Origin of the sequence: Streptococcus bovismuti, from assembly GCF_042436615.2 — a bacterium.
GTDB lineage: Bacteria > Bacillota > Bacilli > Lactobacillales > Streptococcaceae > Streptococcus.
This window is the reverse complement of sequence record NZ_JBHMFR020000001.1, coordinates 61,492-77,733: the sequence shown is the minus strand read 5'-3', so window position 1 is coordinate 77,733 and position 16,242 is coordinate 61,492. Positions and strand designations below refer to the sequence as shown.

23 protein-coding genes, 1 tRNA gene and 3 pseudogenes are annotated in these 16,242 nt (G+C 34.3%); 3 read left to right on the top strand and 24 right to left on the bottom strand.

What is annotated here, in order from left to right:
• Positions 1–143 precede the first annotated feature (143 nt).
• The 24 genes and pseudogenes from ACERDH_RS00395 to ACERDH_RS00280 all read right to left on the bottom strand — a co-directional run.
• Positions 144–224 (bottom strand): annotated as a pseudogene (locus tag ACERDH_RS00395) (DUF4299 family protein); the annotation flags it as partial.
• A gap of 26 nt (positions 225–250) precedes the next feature.
• Positions 251–682, bottom strand: a complete 432-nt coding sequence (locus ACERDH_RS00390) for a hypothetical protein (protein ID WP_078352042.1) — start codon at positions 680–682, stop codon at positions 251–253.
• Between the two features lie 786 nt (positions 683–1,468).
• Positions 1,469–2,125, bottom strand: a pseudogene (locus ACERDH_RS00385) (DUF6572 domain-containing protein); the annotation flags it as partial.
• Between the two features lie 12 nt (positions 2,126–2,137).
• Positions 2,138–3,022: a hypothetical protein gene (locus tag ACERDH_RS00380; RefSeq protein ID WP_229294881.1), complete on the bottom strand. Its 885-nt coding sequence runs from the start codon at positions 3,020–3,022 to the stop codon at positions 2,138–2,140.
• Positions 3,023–3,038: 16 nt separating this feature from the next.
• Positions 3,039–3,920, bottom strand: coding sequence for a hypothetical protein (locus tag ACERDH_RS00375; protein WP_078352041.1), 882 nt, complete (start codon positions 3,918–3,920; stop codon positions 3,039–3,041).
• A 16-nt stretch (positions 3,921–3,936) separates the two neighbouring features.
• Complete coding sequence (locus tag ACERDH_RS00370) at positions 3,937–4,818, bottom strand: hypothetical protein (RefSeq protein WP_000163163.1); 882 nt, start codon at positions 4,816–4,818, stop codon at positions 3,937–3,939.
• A 4-nt stretch (positions 4,819–4,822) separates the two neighbouring features.
• Complete coding sequence (locus tag ACERDH_RS00365) at positions 4,823–5,710, bottom strand: hypothetical protein (protein ID WP_078352497.1); 888 nt, start codon at positions 5,708–5,710, stop codon at positions 4,823–4,825.
• A 16-nt stretch (positions 5,711–5,726) separates the two neighbouring features.
• Positions 5,727–6,410: a DUF443 family protein gene (locus ACERDH_RS00360; RefSeq protein WP_386681380.1), complete on the bottom strand. Its 684-nt coding sequence runs from the start codon at positions 6,408–6,410 to the stop codon at positions 5,727–5,729.
• Between the two features lie 73 nt (positions 6,411–6,483).
• The gene (locus tag ACERDH_RS00355; protein ID WP_084928444.1) at positions 6,484–7,146 is read right to left on the bottom strand and encodes a DUF443 domain-containing protein; all 663 of its coding nucleotides are present in this window, start codon (positions 7,144–7,146) and stop codon (positions 6,484–6,486) included.
• Positions 7,147–7,380: 234 nt separating this feature from the next.
• Positions 7,381–7,587: pseudogene (locus tag ACERDH_RS00350) on the bottom strand (DUF6572 domain-containing protein); the annotation flags it as partial.
• A 159-nt stretch (positions 7,588–7,746) separates the two neighbouring features.
• Entirely contained in the window at positions 7,747–8,394 is a 648-nt protein-coding gene (locus tag ACERDH_RS00345) for an Imm59 family immunity protein (protein WP_386681377.1), read from the bottom strand.
• A 15-nt stretch (positions 8,395–8,409) separates the two neighbouring features.
• Positions 8,410–8,736: an Imm59 family immunity protein gene (locus tag ACERDH_RS00340; RefSeq protein WP_001063608.1), complete on the bottom strand. Its 327-nt coding sequence runs from the start codon at positions 8,734–8,736 to the stop codon at positions 8,410–8,412.
• Positions 8,737–8,786: 50 nt separating this feature from the next.
• Positions 8,787–9,266: a hypothetical protein gene (locus tag ACERDH_RS00335; RefSeq protein WP_386681374.1), complete on the bottom strand. Its 480-nt coding sequence runs from the start codon at positions 9,264–9,266 to the stop codon at positions 8,787–8,789.
• Positions 9,267–9,320: 54 nt separating this feature from the next.
• Positions 9,321–9,704, bottom strand: coding sequence for a hypothetical protein (locus ACERDH_RS00330; RefSeq protein WP_386681371.1), 384 nt, complete (start codon positions 9,702–9,704; stop codon positions 9,321–9,323).
• A gap of 12 nt (positions 9,705–9,716) precedes the next feature.
• Positions 9,717–10,139, bottom strand: coding sequence for a hypothetical protein (locus tag ACERDH_RS00325; protein ID WP_386681368.1), 423 nt, complete (start codon positions 10,137–10,139; stop codon positions 9,717–9,719).
• 12 nt (positions 10,140–10,151) lie between these two features.
• Complete coding sequence (locus ACERDH_RS00320; protein WP_386681365.1) at positions 10,152–10,574, bottom strand: hypothetical protein; 423 nt, start codon at positions 10,572–10,574, stop codon at positions 10,152–10,154.
• A gap of 69 nt (positions 10,575–10,643) precedes the next feature.
• Positions 10,644–11,198, bottom strand: a complete 555-nt coding sequence (locus ACERDH_RS00315) for a hypothetical protein (protein ID WP_386681362.1) — start codon at positions 11,196–11,198, stop codon at positions 10,644–10,646.
• A 20-nt stretch (positions 11,199–11,218) separates the two neighbouring features.
• Positions 11,219–11,452 carry an Imm74 family immunity protein gene (locus ACERDH_RS00310; protein ID WP_314006346.1) on the bottom strand — a complete coding sequence of 78 codons (234 nt, stop codon included), beginning with the start codon at positions 11,450–11,452 and terminating at the stop codon, positions 11,219–11,221.
• Between the two features lie 211 nt (positions 11,453–11,663).
• Positions 11,664–11,735: transfer RNA gene (locus tag ACERDH_RS00305), tRNA-Arg, on the bottom strand.
• Positions 11,736–11,777: 42 nt separating this feature from the next.
• Positions 11,778–12,125, bottom strand: a complete 348-nt coding sequence (gene rplS, locus ACERDH_RS00300) for a 50S ribosomal protein L19 (protein WP_001068669.1) — start codon at positions 12,123–12,125, stop codon at positions 11,778–11,780.
• A 118-nt stretch (positions 12,126–12,243) separates the two neighbouring features.
• A complete protein-coding gene (gene crcB / locus ACERDH_RS00295) occupies positions 12,244–12,573 on the bottom strand; it encodes a fluoride efflux transporter CrcB (RefSeq protein WP_386681319.1) in 330 nt (109 codons plus the stop codon).
• Positions 12,567–12,941, bottom strand: a complete 375-nt coding sequence (crcB, locus tag ACERDH_RS00290) for a fluoride efflux transporter CrcB (protein ID WP_386681316.1) — start codon at positions 12,939–12,941, stop codon at positions 12,567–12,569. The genes crcB (ACERDH_RS00295) and crcB (ACERDH_RS00290) overlap by 7 nt, the downstream gene beginning before the upstream one ends.
• Positions 12,938–13,204: a chorismate mutase gene (locus ACERDH_RS00285; RefSeq protein WP_203180440.1), complete on the bottom strand. Its 267-nt coding sequence runs from the start codon at positions 13,202–13,204 to the stop codon at positions 12,938–12,940. The genes crcB (ACERDH_RS00290) and ACERDH_RS00285 overlap by 4 nt, the downstream gene beginning before the upstream one ends.
• Before the next feature lie 111 nt (positions 13,205–13,315).
• Complete coding sequence (locus tag ACERDH_RS00280; RefSeq protein ID WP_001162128.1) at positions 13,316–13,759, bottom strand: flavodoxin; 444 nt, start codon at positions 13,757–13,759, stop codon at positions 13,316–13,318.
• A gap of 103 nt (positions 13,760–13,862) precedes the next feature.
• Between ACERDH_RS00280 and ACERDH_RS00275 the strand changes: the two genes are divergently transcribed.
• The 3 genes from ACERDH_RS00275 to ACERDH_RS00265 all read left to right on the top strand — a co-directional run bounded on the left by ACERDH_RS00275 (position 13,863) and on the right by ACERDH_RS00265 (position 16,141).
• Complete coding sequence (locus ACERDH_RS00275; protein ID WP_386681299.1) at positions 13,863–14,798, top strand: DHH family phosphoesterase; 936 nt, start codon at positions 13,863–13,865, stop codon at positions 14,796–14,798.
• 95 nt (positions 14,799–14,893) lie between these two features.
• Positions 14,894–15,136, top strand: coding sequence for a type B 50S ribosomal protein L31 (locus tag ACERDH_RS00270; RefSeq protein WP_000710764.1), 243 nt, complete (start codon positions 14,894–14,896; stop codon positions 15,134–15,136).
• A gap of 417 nt (positions 15,137–15,553) precedes the next feature.
• Positions 15,554–16,141 carry a recombinase family protein gene (locus tag ACERDH_RS00265; protein WP_386681074.1) on the top strand — a complete coding sequence of 196 codons (588 nt, stop codon included), beginning with the start codon at positions 15,554–15,556 and terminating at the stop codon, positions 16,139–16,141.
• The last annotated feature ends 101 nt before the right edge of the window (positions 16,142–16,242 follow it).

Sequence of the window (16,242 nt, the reverse complement as noted above, 5' to 3'; positions counted from 1 at the left end):
AATCAAGCTTTCTCCATCGTTTTCATACTGGAATGAAGATAGATGCAATTGGCACTATGGCAAGTAATAACTGTGCTAGAAGGTTATTAAGACCACGGGTAAAGAGATTAATTCCATACATTAAGAACCATAAGAACAAACTAACATTCAAAAAGTTCTGCTTGAAGCACCTCACCAATCCTTAGCGATTGGTTGCTTTTTATTGTAAAACTAACTGATTTCATAATAAACTGCTTTCTTACTATCTTAACTATATAGGGAGATTTTTTCTAGTTCGAATTAGAGAAAACTTTTCTGCCTCGATTGGTAAAGAACAGTAATACAAATGTCCATACCTACTTTCAACTAAATTCTCCTCCTTCCATAGTCCATTTCTATTTAAAAATTCTATATCGTCGGAAACAATCGTTACCCATGAATTTGGTTTATCTAAATTATCATCACTTCGTTGAAAAATATCCCATTTTTGTTCATTAAACCAAATATAATCTATAATTTTATATTTTTTTTCAACCTGTTTCTCTGTCAAATATTTTCTATATTGTTTCAACTCTGAATCAAATAATTTATAACCATTATTCTCTGATAAAGGATCATAGGAAATCAAATAATATCCTGTACTATCACAATCAAAGTATTGATGTTCAATTCCATCAACCACTATGTATAATTTATCCATCATCCCTCCACGTAATACATTTTACCATAGTTACAACTACAAACTATCAGGGCTTACGTCACTCATTTCCTGACTCCGTCTGTTCTATATTTTGTTCATTCTCCCGTTTCTCATTGAAATCTTTAAATGTTTTATCAATGACCCTCTTAACTCCATTCCAGAAATATGGTAAGGGTAATTTTGACTCTCCTTACTTGAAGTTTGACTTGGTGTACTTTCTTCAGTTGAAGAGGTCTCGTTCAAATCTGATGTTGTCGTAGTAGATGTAGGTTCAGAATTTGAACTTTTCTTTGACTTAGGAATGTAGTTACTATCAATTTTAGGTATATTTTTAATTTCCTCAATAGTAGGAATTTTAGGATTTTCTTTAACAGGTCTATACAACATCGAAAATGTGAAGAATAAGGCTAACACCGATGCGATAAACGGAAATATCTTTTTATCTGATTCATCTGAGGGAACCTTAACTACACTGGTACTAAGTGCCTTCCATTCAGGGTGTACTTCTTCGATGGCTTTTTTCTCTTGCCAAAGCGGAACGAGAAAGAATTGGTTGAAAGGTACAACTGTAGCCATAGCTGTCGCTCCTAATGGAATAAACCTATTGGAATTTACAATAAGCACGATACTTAGTATAGATAATAATACGAATAGAACTATTACTAATACTAGTCGCATTTTATATTCTTTTTTAATCTGGAGATATCTTTCTTTGGATAGCTTTTCTTGATCTTGATTGGGATGATTTGAGTCTTCCGATATGTTTTCCTTATCTGAAAAAATGTCATCATCAGGTAATTCTACTTTCAAACTCATATCCGAATTCTGCAATACCTTCTGAACCGCTGCAAGAAAGGCTAGTCCATTATCAGATGGAGAATATTGGAAGGTAATATGGATGACTTTTTTGTCAAACTTATCACCGTATCGTTCTACATACTGCTTACTTTCGAGGAAGTGAATATAATTATTAATTTTTTCTTGCAGAATTTCAAGATGGACTGCTTCTATCTCTTCCTCCCAGCCAACTGGATCCACCAGAAGAAGCTCTAAATGACTATCAACTATACCAATTGCATTAAGTTCGCTAGGTTCCAGTTCTGAAACAATGGCCTGAGTGACAATTTGTCTAAATTCCTCTGCTGTGAAAAGACAACGGCTATTTTCAGGATTTTTCAAAATAAAGGAAGGATGATCTTCGATGAAAAGCTTATCGGATTCATCTTGTGTATACTGTTTTTTAGATTTCCAAAAACCATAATCTGCATAATTCATCAACTCTTTACCAGTATGTTCTCCAGACATATAACTATCTGCAGCTTCTTTAGGGATTTCTTGAACTACTTCTGGCATGGTAATATTAAAAGTTGGATAACGCAAGAAATACTTATCACCATCTTGACAGATTTCCAACATATCTTTTTGACTAGTATAAATCGACTTCATTTTTAATATCTATTAGCTCCTTGTGTTTTTTAAATATTTCATTCCATACCATTCTTCCACTGATTTTCCTTCCCATTCGCGGTATTCTTCGGGATATTTCCATTTATAGTAAGCTTGAAGAAAATAAGGAAACATGAGGTAAATTTCAAAAGCAACAACTAAAATATTAAGAATCAGTATTGAAGACAAAATACCGAGTCCTCCAATCAAATTATTACTATTCTCCATCGAACTTGAGAAAAAAACACGAATGACTAGCCAAATTGCTACAACCAAACCACCATACTTGCCAATTATGCTAAACATCTTGCCGAAGAATCTATCACTAAAACTTTTCTTTAGAGTTGTCCCATATAACAACATTCCTAATGACTCACACCTAGAAAGAATCATTGAAATAATTATTAATAATATCAATCCTACAAAAGTGAATATTCCCCAAAATCCAGCTACTGCATAAATTAAGTTTAGAGAAAAAAGATTGAGTTCAACAACTAGCCAGATAATAAAGGTAACCATAAAATGGAATTGGCCCCTATAAATCAAAATAAACTGCTGATTGTATCGCTTCCCTAGTATAATCAATAAAATCCATATTGCAAGTGCTATCCAAAATACCCAGTACGGAAGAAAATTAATGTCGGGTAAAGGGACTGTTAAATCTCTAGGATCAGAATGGTAAAATAAATAATCATTTAAAGCTACAATCAACCAATTGGGACCAATTATAAATAGGAAAGTCAGAATTACCAGCCAAACATATGATTTTTTTGTTCCTCTAAATTGCTCTTTTTTTAAAGCATCTTGGTAAATGTCCCGAGCAAATTTCCCTGAGACGCCATCATCTAATAAATTTAAACTCTCTTCAAAACTTGCTTTAAAAATTGATTTCTTCATAATCTTCACCCAAATCCTATTTTAATAACTCCTTGTGTTTTTTTAAATATTTTTTCCCATACCACTCTTCTACAGTTTTCCCTTCCCACTCGCGGTATTCTTCAGGATATTTCCATTTGTAGAATGCTTGTAAATAACTAGGAAATTCGATGTAAGTTAGCATAGTAATCACAGTAATATTTAGGATAATCCATGTTATCAAAAGACCTAATCCTTCCAATGAAGTTGAAAATTTTATGGAAAAACTTTTTATAATAAAGTTTATAATTACTCCAATTCCCAAAAAACTCATTCCATAAATCGCTATCTTATTGGCAATTTTGTTGCGAAGAGAAGAGCCACTTCCATTACCATACATCAGTTTTTTAAGACTTTCAATTTCAAGGCTAAACATAAAACAGGCTAATATAGTAATAAAAACAAAAATAGCAGCAACCATCCAAATAGATAAAGTTGGTAATGACATATCAATCGCTAACAGATTAAATTCAAGGCTAAGCCAAATTAGAAATGTGATGACATGAAAATGATTGCGATAAGGCAGTATAAAAGCTTTTCTAAAAACTTTACCAATCAATATGATAAATACCCAAATTAAGAAACAGACTAGATATACCTCAGCTGTTAGTAATGGATGTTGATAGATAGGCAATCTTAAATCTTTAGGATCAGAGTTGTGCAAGGACAGCGAGAAAACAAGAATCATAAAGTTTATAATGATAGGACCGATAAGAGTCAAAACAATATTCTGAATATGAAGAACTAGTTTAGACTTTCCTTCCCTATAATATGTTTCTAACTTAGAGAAAACATTTCCTTTCTGATACTGTAAAAACCCATCATCTTCCAAATTCAAACTCTCTTCAAAACTAGCTTTAAAAATTGATTTCTTCCTCATACTCTTTGTCCAAATCCTATTTTAATAACTCCTTGTGTTTTTTTAAATATTTTTTTCCATACCACTCTTCTACAGTTTTCCCTTCCCACTCGCGGTATTCTTCAGGATATTTCCATTTGTAATAACCTTCTAAAAAGAAAGGAAACTCCATGAATACAATCATGGCGATTACACCAATATTTGATAGAATCCAAAATATAAAGAGACCTAAAACAGTTACGGAAGAGGAAAAATTAATAGAAAAAGCTTTGAAAATAAAATTAACAATCACAGCCAAGCCCAATATACCTGCTCCATAAATAGCAATACCTTTGGCAATTTTATCGAGTAAGGTAGGTGACTTAACTTCTCCATACATTCGTTTTTTCAAACTTCTAAGCTCCGTTCTTAACATTACATAAGCCAAGAATGCTAGAAGTCCAAAAAATACCAAGATCCCCCATATTGATAATATAGGTAAAGACATAGTTGTTGCCAGCAAATTAAATTCAAACACAAACCATATTATAAAAGTTATAATATGAAATCGATAACGATAAGGGAGAATAAACGTCCGTTTAAAGAATTTACCCATTAATACCAATAACAACCAAATTAACAAGCAAATTAAATAAAGCTCGACTGTTAGCAAAGGATACTGAGAAACTGGTAACCTTAAATCTTTAGGATCAGAATTTTGCAATGATAGGGTAACAGCAAGGAGCATGAAATTTGCACCTATCGGAAACAACAGACTAAGAATAAAAGTTTTAATACCAAACCAAAAAGAGGGTCTCCCTTTCTTAAAGGCTTTCCCAAGTTTATTATAATAATCTTTTTTCTGATACTGTAAAAACCCATCATCTTCCAAATTCAAACTCTCTTCAAAACTAGCTTTAAATAGCGACTTTTTTGTCATAAGTTTAATCCTCAATCTTCTTTTCTACTAATTCTGAGTGCTTTTTCAAGTATCTCTTTCCATACCACTCTTCTACAGTTTTCCCTTCCCAATCACGGTATTCTTCAGGATATTTCCATTTGTAGTAGGCTTGAAGGAAATAAGGTAAACCTATGAAAGCAACTACTGCAACCAGTAGAACATTACAAAAAATCCATAATAGCAAGAAACCAAATTCCTTTATTGAGCTTGACATATCTACTGTAAAGATTCCTAAAATACGCTTTATGATAATACCTGCTCCTAAAATCCCCATACCATAGAGAGAGATCATTTTTGCAATCTTATTACGGAAAGTATTTCCCGTGATCTCACCATACATGAGTCGTCTTAATCCTCTTAACTCAATATTCCATATCGCATAAGTGACGATCATAATGATTCCATAGATGCCAATCATTTCCCAAGTTGCAAGATTTGCTAATAGAATATCAAACACGATTAAATCAATTTCCAATAAGAACCAAATCATAAATGTAAAAGTATGAAACTGATAGCGGTATGGTAAAAGATAGACTCGTTTAATAAACTTTCCGAGTATGACTAAGAATAGCCAAATTAGAAGTAATATCAAAAAAACATTTACCGTTAATGACTCGTGCTTGGCTATTGGAAGAGTTAAAGTGTCACTTTCATGGAACGCCATGGATACAATAAGCAGTAGAAAGTTAAAACCAATAGGAAAAATAAGTGCTAAAATAAAACTTTTGATACAGAACCAAAGAGAGGCTCTCCCTTTTTTAAAATAGTTAGACGTCTTATCATGTTGCTCTTGCTGTAACTTTCGAAGTCCATCATCTTCTAGATTCAAACTCTCTTCAAAACTTGCTTTAAAAATTGATTTCTTTTTCATAAACAGATACCTAAATTTAATTTTTACTTTGATTTGATAAAACATCAACTATCTCATATTCCCGTTCTTCTCCAGGTGCAAATGCAATGTTGACAGTCCCTAGAAATATGAACATTATTAACATCATTAAACAAAGCATGCTAATGTTCTTCAAATATATGAATGCCAGAGCAAATATAAGAGTTAAGGCAAAAATACATAGTCGCAATAGAAACATTTTGACATAAAAACGTAATGAATTTACTGGTTTTATCTTAAAATTAATAGATTGCTCCAACGATCTATTGAGTAATTTTTCCAAGCTGTTTTTCTTTTTAGAATATAAAAGTTGAAGCAAACTAAAAGATAATAATAGACCAATAACTACTAAAACCAAGCTAGTTACTATCGAAAAATTCACATAAAAGTTGGCAAATAAATCGATATGGTTCATATGAGCCCAGGCATTCACAAAAACTGCCAATCCTGCAGCTAATGACGTTGGAAGGATAAATTTGCTCTCCTTAGCGTTTTTTTCTTCGATTTTAACAAGTTCTTCATCTGAGATAGCATAAACTTTCTGATAAAAATACCAGTTTAGAGGCAAACAGAAATATCCGAAAAAATGTTTAGGAGATCTATCTAATAGATACTGTCTCCCCTGATAATGAAATAATAGGTATCGAAGATTCCCTTTATAATATAATTTTATTTTTTGCATTCTAATCCTTACTAATTTAAGAAAACATGAGTTTTTCCCAAGCTTCGAGGAGTATCTCGATATCGGCGATATCTTATTTTAGTATTTTATCATTTATTTTATATAAGTGATGACTTTCAGTTCCAAATGCAACATTAGAAGCCGATAAATATAAAAAGATGATTGCATTAGCCATTAAACCAAAAAGTAAGTTACCTGAGTAAAAATAATACAAGGACATAAAAAATGCTAGTCCACCAATAACTACTAAAAAGCCTAGCAATTGTTTAAAGTCAATTTTTACTGGTGTGATTTTATAGTATTGTAAATGCCTAAGTTCGCGCCCTAGCACGGAGGCCATCCTTCTTTTCCGAGAATAGTAAAATAATTCAACCAGAACATATGTTAAAAGAAAAGTCATTAAAAAAAGTGCCACTGTCGTAAAACTTGAAAGATTCGTTTCAAAATACTTAGTGATATCAATCTTGTTCACGCGTAACAAATTATATAAAAAGACACTCAGTCCAGCACCGAGAGAAGCTGAAACAGTGAGTTTTGTAGCACGTCCAGTTTTTTCTTTTATTTTACAATACTCATCCGATGTAATGGGATACACATGTTGAAAGAAAAGCCAATTTATAGGTGGAAAAAGATATCCTATCAAATGACATGGTCTTCTATCAAGTAGATAGTATTGATGATTGAATTCAAATACTAAATACCGAAAATTTCCATAAGTAAAGCAAATTTTTTCCATCATTTCTCCTTAATCACTATTCTCCTCAAAGACATCATTTCTTTAAAATCTATTTGGTCAATTCCTTAATATATGGCAAGATTACTTATCATCTGCATCAGAAACTTCATGAGCTTTTTTCAACAATTCTTCAAATTCTTTTTCGGAGAAATAGTGTCTCTTTCTATCTGTATCAATAAGAAGAAATTCTGGATTATCTCTTAAAAATTGTATGTTAGCATCTTCTTGACTAATTTTTGATTCCCAAAATCCGAAATTAGCATAATTAATTAATTCTTCACCATCATGTTCTCCTGCTAAATAGCTGTCCACTGCTTCTTTAGGGATTTCTTGAACTACTTCTGGCATGGTAATATTAAAAGTTGGATAACGCAAGAAATACTTGTCACCATCTTGACAGATTTCCAACATATCTTTTTGACTTAAATAAATAGTTTCCATTCTCATCTTCTTTGCCATTTACCAAATGTCTACTGATCATTTCTTCCCTGAAACATATTTATCTTCTCTTTTGTCCTAACCAAACTTTAGCTAGTTCTCAATGACCTAGAAAGCTAAACAGATCTTTTACAAAATTCACATATCCTGCCTCAAATTAAATCATTTTCCTTCCTCGTCCCATAGCGGCGAAGGATAGGGGTGTGAAAAGCCAAGTTCATTTGCCAACTGTTCCGCATGAACTGTCTGACTAAGAATCTTAAAGAATTCATCCTTTGCTTCCTTCATCGTATTAAACTCCAATGTTTTCCCTACAATATATGAGCGTTCATCCCTACTGTTAATCTGAAACTTGCCATTTTTAAAAAACAAATGTGTTGCCCATGGTTTCCTGCTATCTTCATCAAACAAGACATAATACAAGCTTTCAAGACCTCGTTCTTTAATCTCCTTTTCCACTATATTTTTCAAAGATTCGATATCGATTTCTGATTTATCCCATAATGGAGAGGAGTATTCAGGAACTTCCCCATTTTCTACAAAAAGTTTATTTATTTCTACAGTAAGATCTAGTTTTTCTAGAAATTTATTTTTAGCAGCTTCAAAATTATCAAATTCCAATTTTTTATTATAACTTGCTCTATCCATGGTAGCGTAGACATTGTACAGTTGCTTAGAGTCGTCAAATTCGATTACCACTTCCCATTCACCAGGACCATATTCGTTAAAAATAGAATATCTCAAACTTTCGTATCCTAAATCTTGAATAGCTGACAACAGTTCTAAACATTCTTGGGCTTCATCTCTCATCTTTTCTTGACCTCCTTATTTATCCCACAAACTACATGAATAGTAGGGTGAATCTCCATTCTGTACAAAATATCTGTTCATTTCGATAAAAGACTCCATTAAATTAAGAAAAAATAGCTTTGCCTCTTCAAAATTGTCAAACTCCCTTGTTTTCCCCATTATATAGGTCCGGTCGTCCCGACTATTTACCATAAACTTCCCATCTCGATAGTATAGATGTATGGCCCAAAGTTGACTACTATGCTCATCAAATAGAGCATAATAAAGATTTTCAAAGCCTTTTTCTCTGATTTCTTTTTCTACATCTTGTTTTAACAAATCTAAATTCAAATTATTATTCATATTATTGTCCCAATTAACAGTTTATCTATAGAGTGTCACAAGTCCCATCACTATTTCACAATAATGGAAAACCGCTCATTCTTTTGATATTTTTGATTGAATCTTTCCAGTTGCTTCATTGGTTTTATTTTAACAAGACCGTTTGGGAAAGTGATGCTGTCGTTCAATTCCTCTTGATAATCCTTAATTCCTTTAGCAATTGCTTGGGTAACTCTCGAAGTATGGATTGTAAAACTAGCTAAATTTTTTTCTTGCATAAAAAGGACTGCATCAAAAAACAAAACCGAAATATACAAATCAACTGCAGCACGCTGCGATAGATCTATAAGACTGCCTTCTAATATATCTTGAAGATTGTTAATATCATTTTGCTTGTAGAAATACTCAGTTAATACTTGACAAATATCTGTCGGAAAAACATCTGGTACAGAGGTCGGAGGCTCTATGCGATATCTTTTTTCACCTCGCAAAATCCCTACAACATTGCCAGCTTGGATAGCTTCTAACAAGAGTTTTCTGTAATTTTTCATTTGATAATCTCTCTTATATCCAATTTTGAAGTTATTAAGATTAGTTTCCGCTTTTTAATCGCTACTCGCTAGAATTTCAGCCCCTTCGGGTAATATTTCTTTCAGTTCGGCCTTTGTGAATAAGCCTTGCGCTTTAGGATTTCCTCTTAAAGCTTCTGGATATTGCCTCAAGAAATTTCTATTAGCTTCTTCTTGTGTCACGTTCGGTGGCCAAGAATCGTTTTGAACCTTCCAAGATACTTCATATAGCGTTCTTTCCCCACTATCTAATAAGGCAAACAGTTCATTTGGTAATTCATAGACTACTAACCAAGAAGCCACAGTTCCCTCTTCTGAAACTAAATAATACTTGTTATCATTTCTCCAGATGGATTTCCCATATCCTTCAACTTCTTCAAACTGGGTAACATCTTCCCATTCTAGATTTGTTGGTTTCATTTTATACTTTCCTTACTTAAGTGGTGACACATAATCATCTGGAAGTTTGCCTCTCCAGTCAATCCACATTTGCTCAGCAATTGGAATTAATCTTTCAAGTTCTTCCTGAGTAAATAACTCTCTAGTTTCAGGTAAATCAATTAATGATGTAGGACTCTCTTCTATAAATCGTTTTTCACTAGCTTTCTTTTCTTCTTCCGTCGGTGGCCAAGAATCGTGTTTAATCTTCCAAGATATTTCGAGCAGTGATCTCTCTCCACTATCTAATAGGGAGAATAATTCTTGGGGTAAATCATAGACTGCTAACCAAGAAGCCACAGTTCCCTCTTCTAAAACTAAATAATATTTATCCTCATTTTTCCAGATGGATTTCCCGTATCCTTCTACTTCTTCGAACTGGATAACATCTTCCCATTCTAGGTTTATTGGTTTCATTTTATACCTCTTTTACTTAAGTGGTGATACATAATCATATGGAAGTTCGCCTTCAGATTCAATCCACTGCTTCTCAGCAATTGGAATCAACTCTTCAAGTTCTTCCTTAGAAAAAAGTTTCCTATTTTTAGGGACATCTATTAAAGAAGCTGGATGTTTACTTATAAATTTTCTTCTAGATTCTCTTCTCTCTTCTTCCGTCAGTGGCCAACGATCGGTTTTAATCTTCCAAGATATTTCGAGTAGCGATCTCTTCCCACTTTCCAGTAAGGCAAATAATTCATTTGGTAATTCATAAACCACTCGCTGAGGGGCAATTCCTCCCTCCTCAGTAACGTAATAAAGCTTATTACCATCTCTCCAGATATGCTGACCATATCCTTTTACCTCTTCGAACTGGATAACATCTTCCCATTCTAGTTTTGTTGGTTTCATTTGTATTCTCCTAGTGCAAGTTTTTCTCTCAACCAGAATATCATAAAATCAGGCTTCTTTTTCTCTTCCTCAATAGGCGAAGCCATCTTTTACCCATTTTCTAGTTTCTAAATCCAAATTAAAATAAAAATCACTTCGACCATATTTATCAAAATAATCTTCTTTAAGAGCTTCACATACAATTCTCAGCTTTTCTTTACTTATCTCAGAAATATACAGCATTGTAAATCCTGCAGGAGATTCAATTTGGTAGATTTTTTCACCTTCTAAATTATAAATCTCTAATTCTGATGGTATATCAAAATTGCTTGATGAGCGTAATATACTGAATATACGCTGATTGTTAGGGTTAAAGCGAAGATGATGTAAATGTTGAAAAATAACCTGATGCTTCCCATTATGATTCCAATCTAGGGTTCCTTCTAGTAGATTTTGTTGCCCTAACAATTTTCCTTCTAAACTATAGTAGAAAATAGTTTTGCTAATAAAGTTTTCTCCACTATAGACGATAACAATGTTCTCATCTTTATGATATTCCGCATGAATGATATCTGGTAGTTCTATCTTTATTACAGAAGCATCCCACTCCCATATGACCATTCGGTCGCTGTAATCGATTTTCATCATCCTTCTCCTACTCTAACTCAGATAAATTCAATCTGTATTGTTTGCTCAGTCATCATGGAATCCACTTCCTCGACAAGTTTATCTATCTCGTTCTGTGTGATAGGAATGTGATTGTAAGGTGGCTCCCAATTCTGTATACTTGACCTATATACAAGAAAACTATTATCAGTCAGCAGTTCACCCTCTGCTTTTAAAACATAGCCGTTTTCATAGTCAAAAGTAATGTTACCGCTTGTCCCAGAAATTTTCATTCTATTTCCTTCTTTACTAAAACATCATTATTCTTCTCAGAAATCTAGATCCTAATACTTAATCCGATCTCATAATAAGGAGAGAAATCCCAACCAAATTAGTACATATATTTTCTCCTATTATACCACACCTCTATTTTCATCTGAAATAGTTTCCATTTTAGGACAAGAAAAAAACACTGATCATTCAGTGCTTTTTCGATTGAAGTACTGCCCCCTGCTGGAATCGAACCAGCAACTACTCCTTAGGAGGGAGTTGTTATATCCATTGAACTAAGGGAGCTAGAGAAAAACTCTGCTGAAAAAGCAGAGTTTTTTAGTCGAATTAACGACGGATTTCTTTGATACGAGCTGCTTTACCTTGAAGAGCACGCAAGTAGTACAATTTCGCACGACGTACTTTACCGTAACGAACAACTTCGATCTTTTCAACACGTGGAGTGTGGATTGGGAAGATACGCTCAACACCTACACCGTTAGAAATTTTACGAACTGTGTAGTTTTCTGAGATGCCAGCACCTTTACGTGCGATAACAACACCTTCAAAAATCTGGATACGTTCACGGTTACCTTCGACAACTTTCGCGTGTACACGAACAGTGTCACCAGGACGGAATGATGGGATATCTGTACGAAGTTGACCTTCAGTCAAACTTTGGATTAATGGATTCATTTTATTCTCCTATCTTTGTCAATCTTGAGGAATCTTCCTCAGCGGATAAACTGTATTTTTGTGCGTCCATTACACACAAGATACAGTTTACCAAATTTCCACAAAAAAGTAAAGAAATTTATAGCAGAATTCCTAAAAAAATCGCAACTAAACCACCCAGGTAGGTCAAAGTCAGGTAAACGTAAAAAACCTTCTTATCGCTTAACAGTCTTTGAAGTTCATCATTCAAGGTCGAAAAAGTCGTTAAACCGCCACAAAATCCTGTTGCTAAAATAGCATAGACTTCCTTAGACTCTACATGATTGTAGAATAATCCAATCAAAAAACAACCTAGAAGATTGGCTATGAGCGTTCCGACTGGCAATTTAGAAGCTTGATTATAGCGAGAAAAGAAATAACGTACTAGAGCCCCGAAGCCACAAGCAATTGCAAGATAGACCATTACCATTTCTTCCTCCCTAAATAGTAAGCTAAAAGCAGTCCACCACCGATGCTCAAAAGCAAATACAGTACTAAACTAAGATAACGCCCTGTATCCAGTAGTTTCACAGCATCAAGCATGAGACTGGAAAAGGTTGTTAAACCGCCACAAAAGCCCGTCCCTAGTGCTAAAATAACGCCTTTACTGCTTCCCTTATAAACCAGATAACCCTTAACAAGATAAACCAAGCAGAAAATACCCAGATAGTTAACAAGAAGGGTGCCCCAAGGAAAATCTGGACTGGCTGGTAAGCAAGTAGAAACAAGGTAGCGCACAAGTCCGCCCAACATAGCAGCTAGAAAAATCCCTAGCGGATAAAATTGTTCTTTTTTCATTTGATATTTTGATCCTGATAATCACGCGAACGTTTGAGTATGTCCGAAAACGTTGCAACAATAGTCTCCTGATAGCGCTTTTCTTCTACACGACTCCTAACCTTTTCAAAAATAACCGCTTCTCTCTTGGTATCTAAAATCGGTTTCCCCGAAGCCTTCTTATATGCGACAACGCCCTCAACCAAATGCATTCGTTCTTCTAATAGTTTGACAATTTGGTCGTCGATTTGATCAATTTCTTGACGAATAATATCTAAATCCATACAGTCTCCTCCTTTATTTGAATTATTGTATCAAAAAGCCATCAAATAGGCTAGTAAAATCCCAAGTCACGATAAGAAAAATGCACTGATTGCATCAGCGCACGTTTATGTTTATCCTACTTTAGCAGCCAATTCTTCTGCAAATTGTTCCAAGCGTTCAATGTCTTCTTCCTCAGCAGAAAGATCAACTTTAACACACTCTGAACCTTTTTCTGCCCCTGTTGAAACAAAGACACGATCAAAGTCATCAACAGCCTTACAGAATTCATCGTAGAAGGTATCTCCTGAGCCGACCACTCCGTAGATTTTACCATTCAAGTTGAGATCTGCTAGGTCTTCGTAGAAGTCCATCATCTCATCTGGCAATTCACCATCACCATAAGTATAGGTCGCAACGATAGCGATGTCAGCTTCCAAGAAGTCTGAAGCGTCAACAGTTGTACATTCATCAACATCGACATCCAAGCCCAAGTCACGTAATTTGTCTGCTACAATATCTGCAATTTCTTCGGTATTACCGGTCATACTGGCAAATACAATTTTTGCTAATGCCATATCGTCCTCCTCAATTTATCTTTCTCCATTATATCACATCTTTTTCATTTTAAAAATAAAAATTCTTGTGCTACAATGAAATGAGAAAGAATTGAGGTTATTTATGGATATTTGCCATCAAATTTTAGAAAAAATCAAAGAATACGACACTATTATCATTCATCGTCATATGAAACCAGACCCTGATGCCTTAGGAAGTCAGGTGGGCTTGAAAGCTCTTCTCAAACATCATTTCCCAGAAAAAACCATCAAAGCCGTTGGTTTTGATGAACCAACTCTTACTTGGATGGCTGAAATGGATCTTGTTGAAGATAGTACCTACCAGGGAGCACTTGTCATCGTCTGTGATACAGCTAATACTGCTCGTATCGATGATAAACGCTATAGTCAAGGTGATTTTCTCATTAAAATTGACCACCATCCAAATGATGATGTATATGGTGACCTATCTTGGGTGGATACTAGTTCAAGTAGCGCTAGTGAGATGATTACCCTATTTGCCCAAACAACTCAACTGGCCTTATCAGATTGCGCTGCTGAGTTGCTCTTTGCAGGAATTGTTGGTGATACAGGTCGCTTCCTTTATCCTTCTACGACTGCACGGACTCTTCGCCTGGCTGCTTATTTGAGAGAACATAACTTTGACTTTGCGGCTCTCACTCGCAAAATGGACACTATGAGTTACAAAATTGCAAAACTTCAAGGCTACATCTACGACCATCTGGAAGTGGATGAAAATGGTGCAGCACGCGTTCTTCTAAGTCAAGAAGTCTTGAAACAATTCAATGTTACCGATGCTGAAACTGCTGCCATTGTCGGTGCACCTGGACGCATTGACAGTGTGAGTCTCTGGGGAATTTTTGTGGAGCAGGCTGATGGCCACTACCGAGTTCGCTTACGCAGTAAAATCCATCCTATCAATGAAATTGCCAAAGAACATGATGGTGGAGGCCACCCTCTAGCAAGCGGAGCTAATTCCTATAGTTTAGAAGAAAACGAAATCATCTACCAAAAGTTAAAAAACTTGCTTAAAAACTGATAAAATACTTGCCAAACTTTTCAGAATCTGATAGACTAGTATGGTAACAATCTATGGCTCGCAAAGAGACCATGGCAGAAAGGAAATATTGCAAAATGAAAAAAGATATCCATCCAGAATATCGCCCAGTTGTCTTCATGGACACAACTACTGGTTACCAATTCCTTAGCGGTTCAACAAAACGCTCTAACGAAACAGTTGAGTTCGAAGGCGAAACTTACCCATTGATCCGTGTGGAAATTTCATCAGACTCACACCCATTCTACACTGGACGTCAAAAGTTCACTCAAGCAGATGGACGCGTGGATCGTTTCAACAAAAAATACGGTCTCAAATAATGATAAAAAAGAACAGTTTCGACTGTTCTTTTTTGTTTCTTGAAATCAACTGCTGTTTTCATGTTCCAAACTCGTGCTCTTCGGTAATTTAATGTTAGGGGATTTATACTAACAATAGACTTTTAACCCTAAAATTGATAAAATAGGGAAGAAAATAAGATAAAAGGAAACTATAAATCACTATGATGAACATGCAAAAATTGAACATACTGTTTTTAATTTTTGTAAACATCAAAAAGGTTGGTTTAAAAGGATTTTAAGCCCTTAAGATTTTTTATCCAACACTACTATTCACGCATCCAAGACAAAATCTTGGCAAAAAAATACAGTAGCAAAGAGTACACCAAACTACCACTCATTATGGGCGGTAGTTTTCTTTTCGTCTAAAATAGAGATAAAAAGATAGGTGGTAGCCTTATGCGTTACGGTTATGTTCGAGTATCTACAAGAGAACAAAATATCGATAGACAATTTTCAGCCTTGGTAGAAAATAAATTAGCAAAAGAAGATATTTTTATTGATTATGTTTCAGGAAAGGATTTTGACAGAATAGAATATCAAAAATTATTAACTACCTTGAAGGAGAATGATGAATTAGTTATTAAATCAATTGATAGATTGGGAAGAAACTATGATGAAATTTTAGAACAATGGCAATCAATTACTAAGAAAAAGAAAGTAAATATAACTGTTTTAGATTTCCCCTTATTAAACACAAAGAATAGCAATGATAATATCACAGGAAAACTAATCTCCGATATTGTTTTGCAAGTTCTATCTTACGTTGCACAGTTTGAAAGAGAACAAATCAAACAAAGACAAATGGAAGGAATACGGGAAGCACAGAAAAAAGGGAAGAAATTTGGTAGACCAAAATTGGTTGTTCCGAATAATCTTCCTAATGTGATAGCTCAATATAAGAAAAAAGAAATAACCTTACGAGAAGGTGCAAAAATCTTAGGAGTATCAAAAAGCACCTTTCATAATTGGATAAAAAATTCATAGTTTCTGTAAAAAAACCTAGGATTTTTTGGACAAGAAATACATTCTATTTTTGAACCGTTTTCGTTAGAAAAAATGTTCTAAAATCAAGCATTTTGACCGAT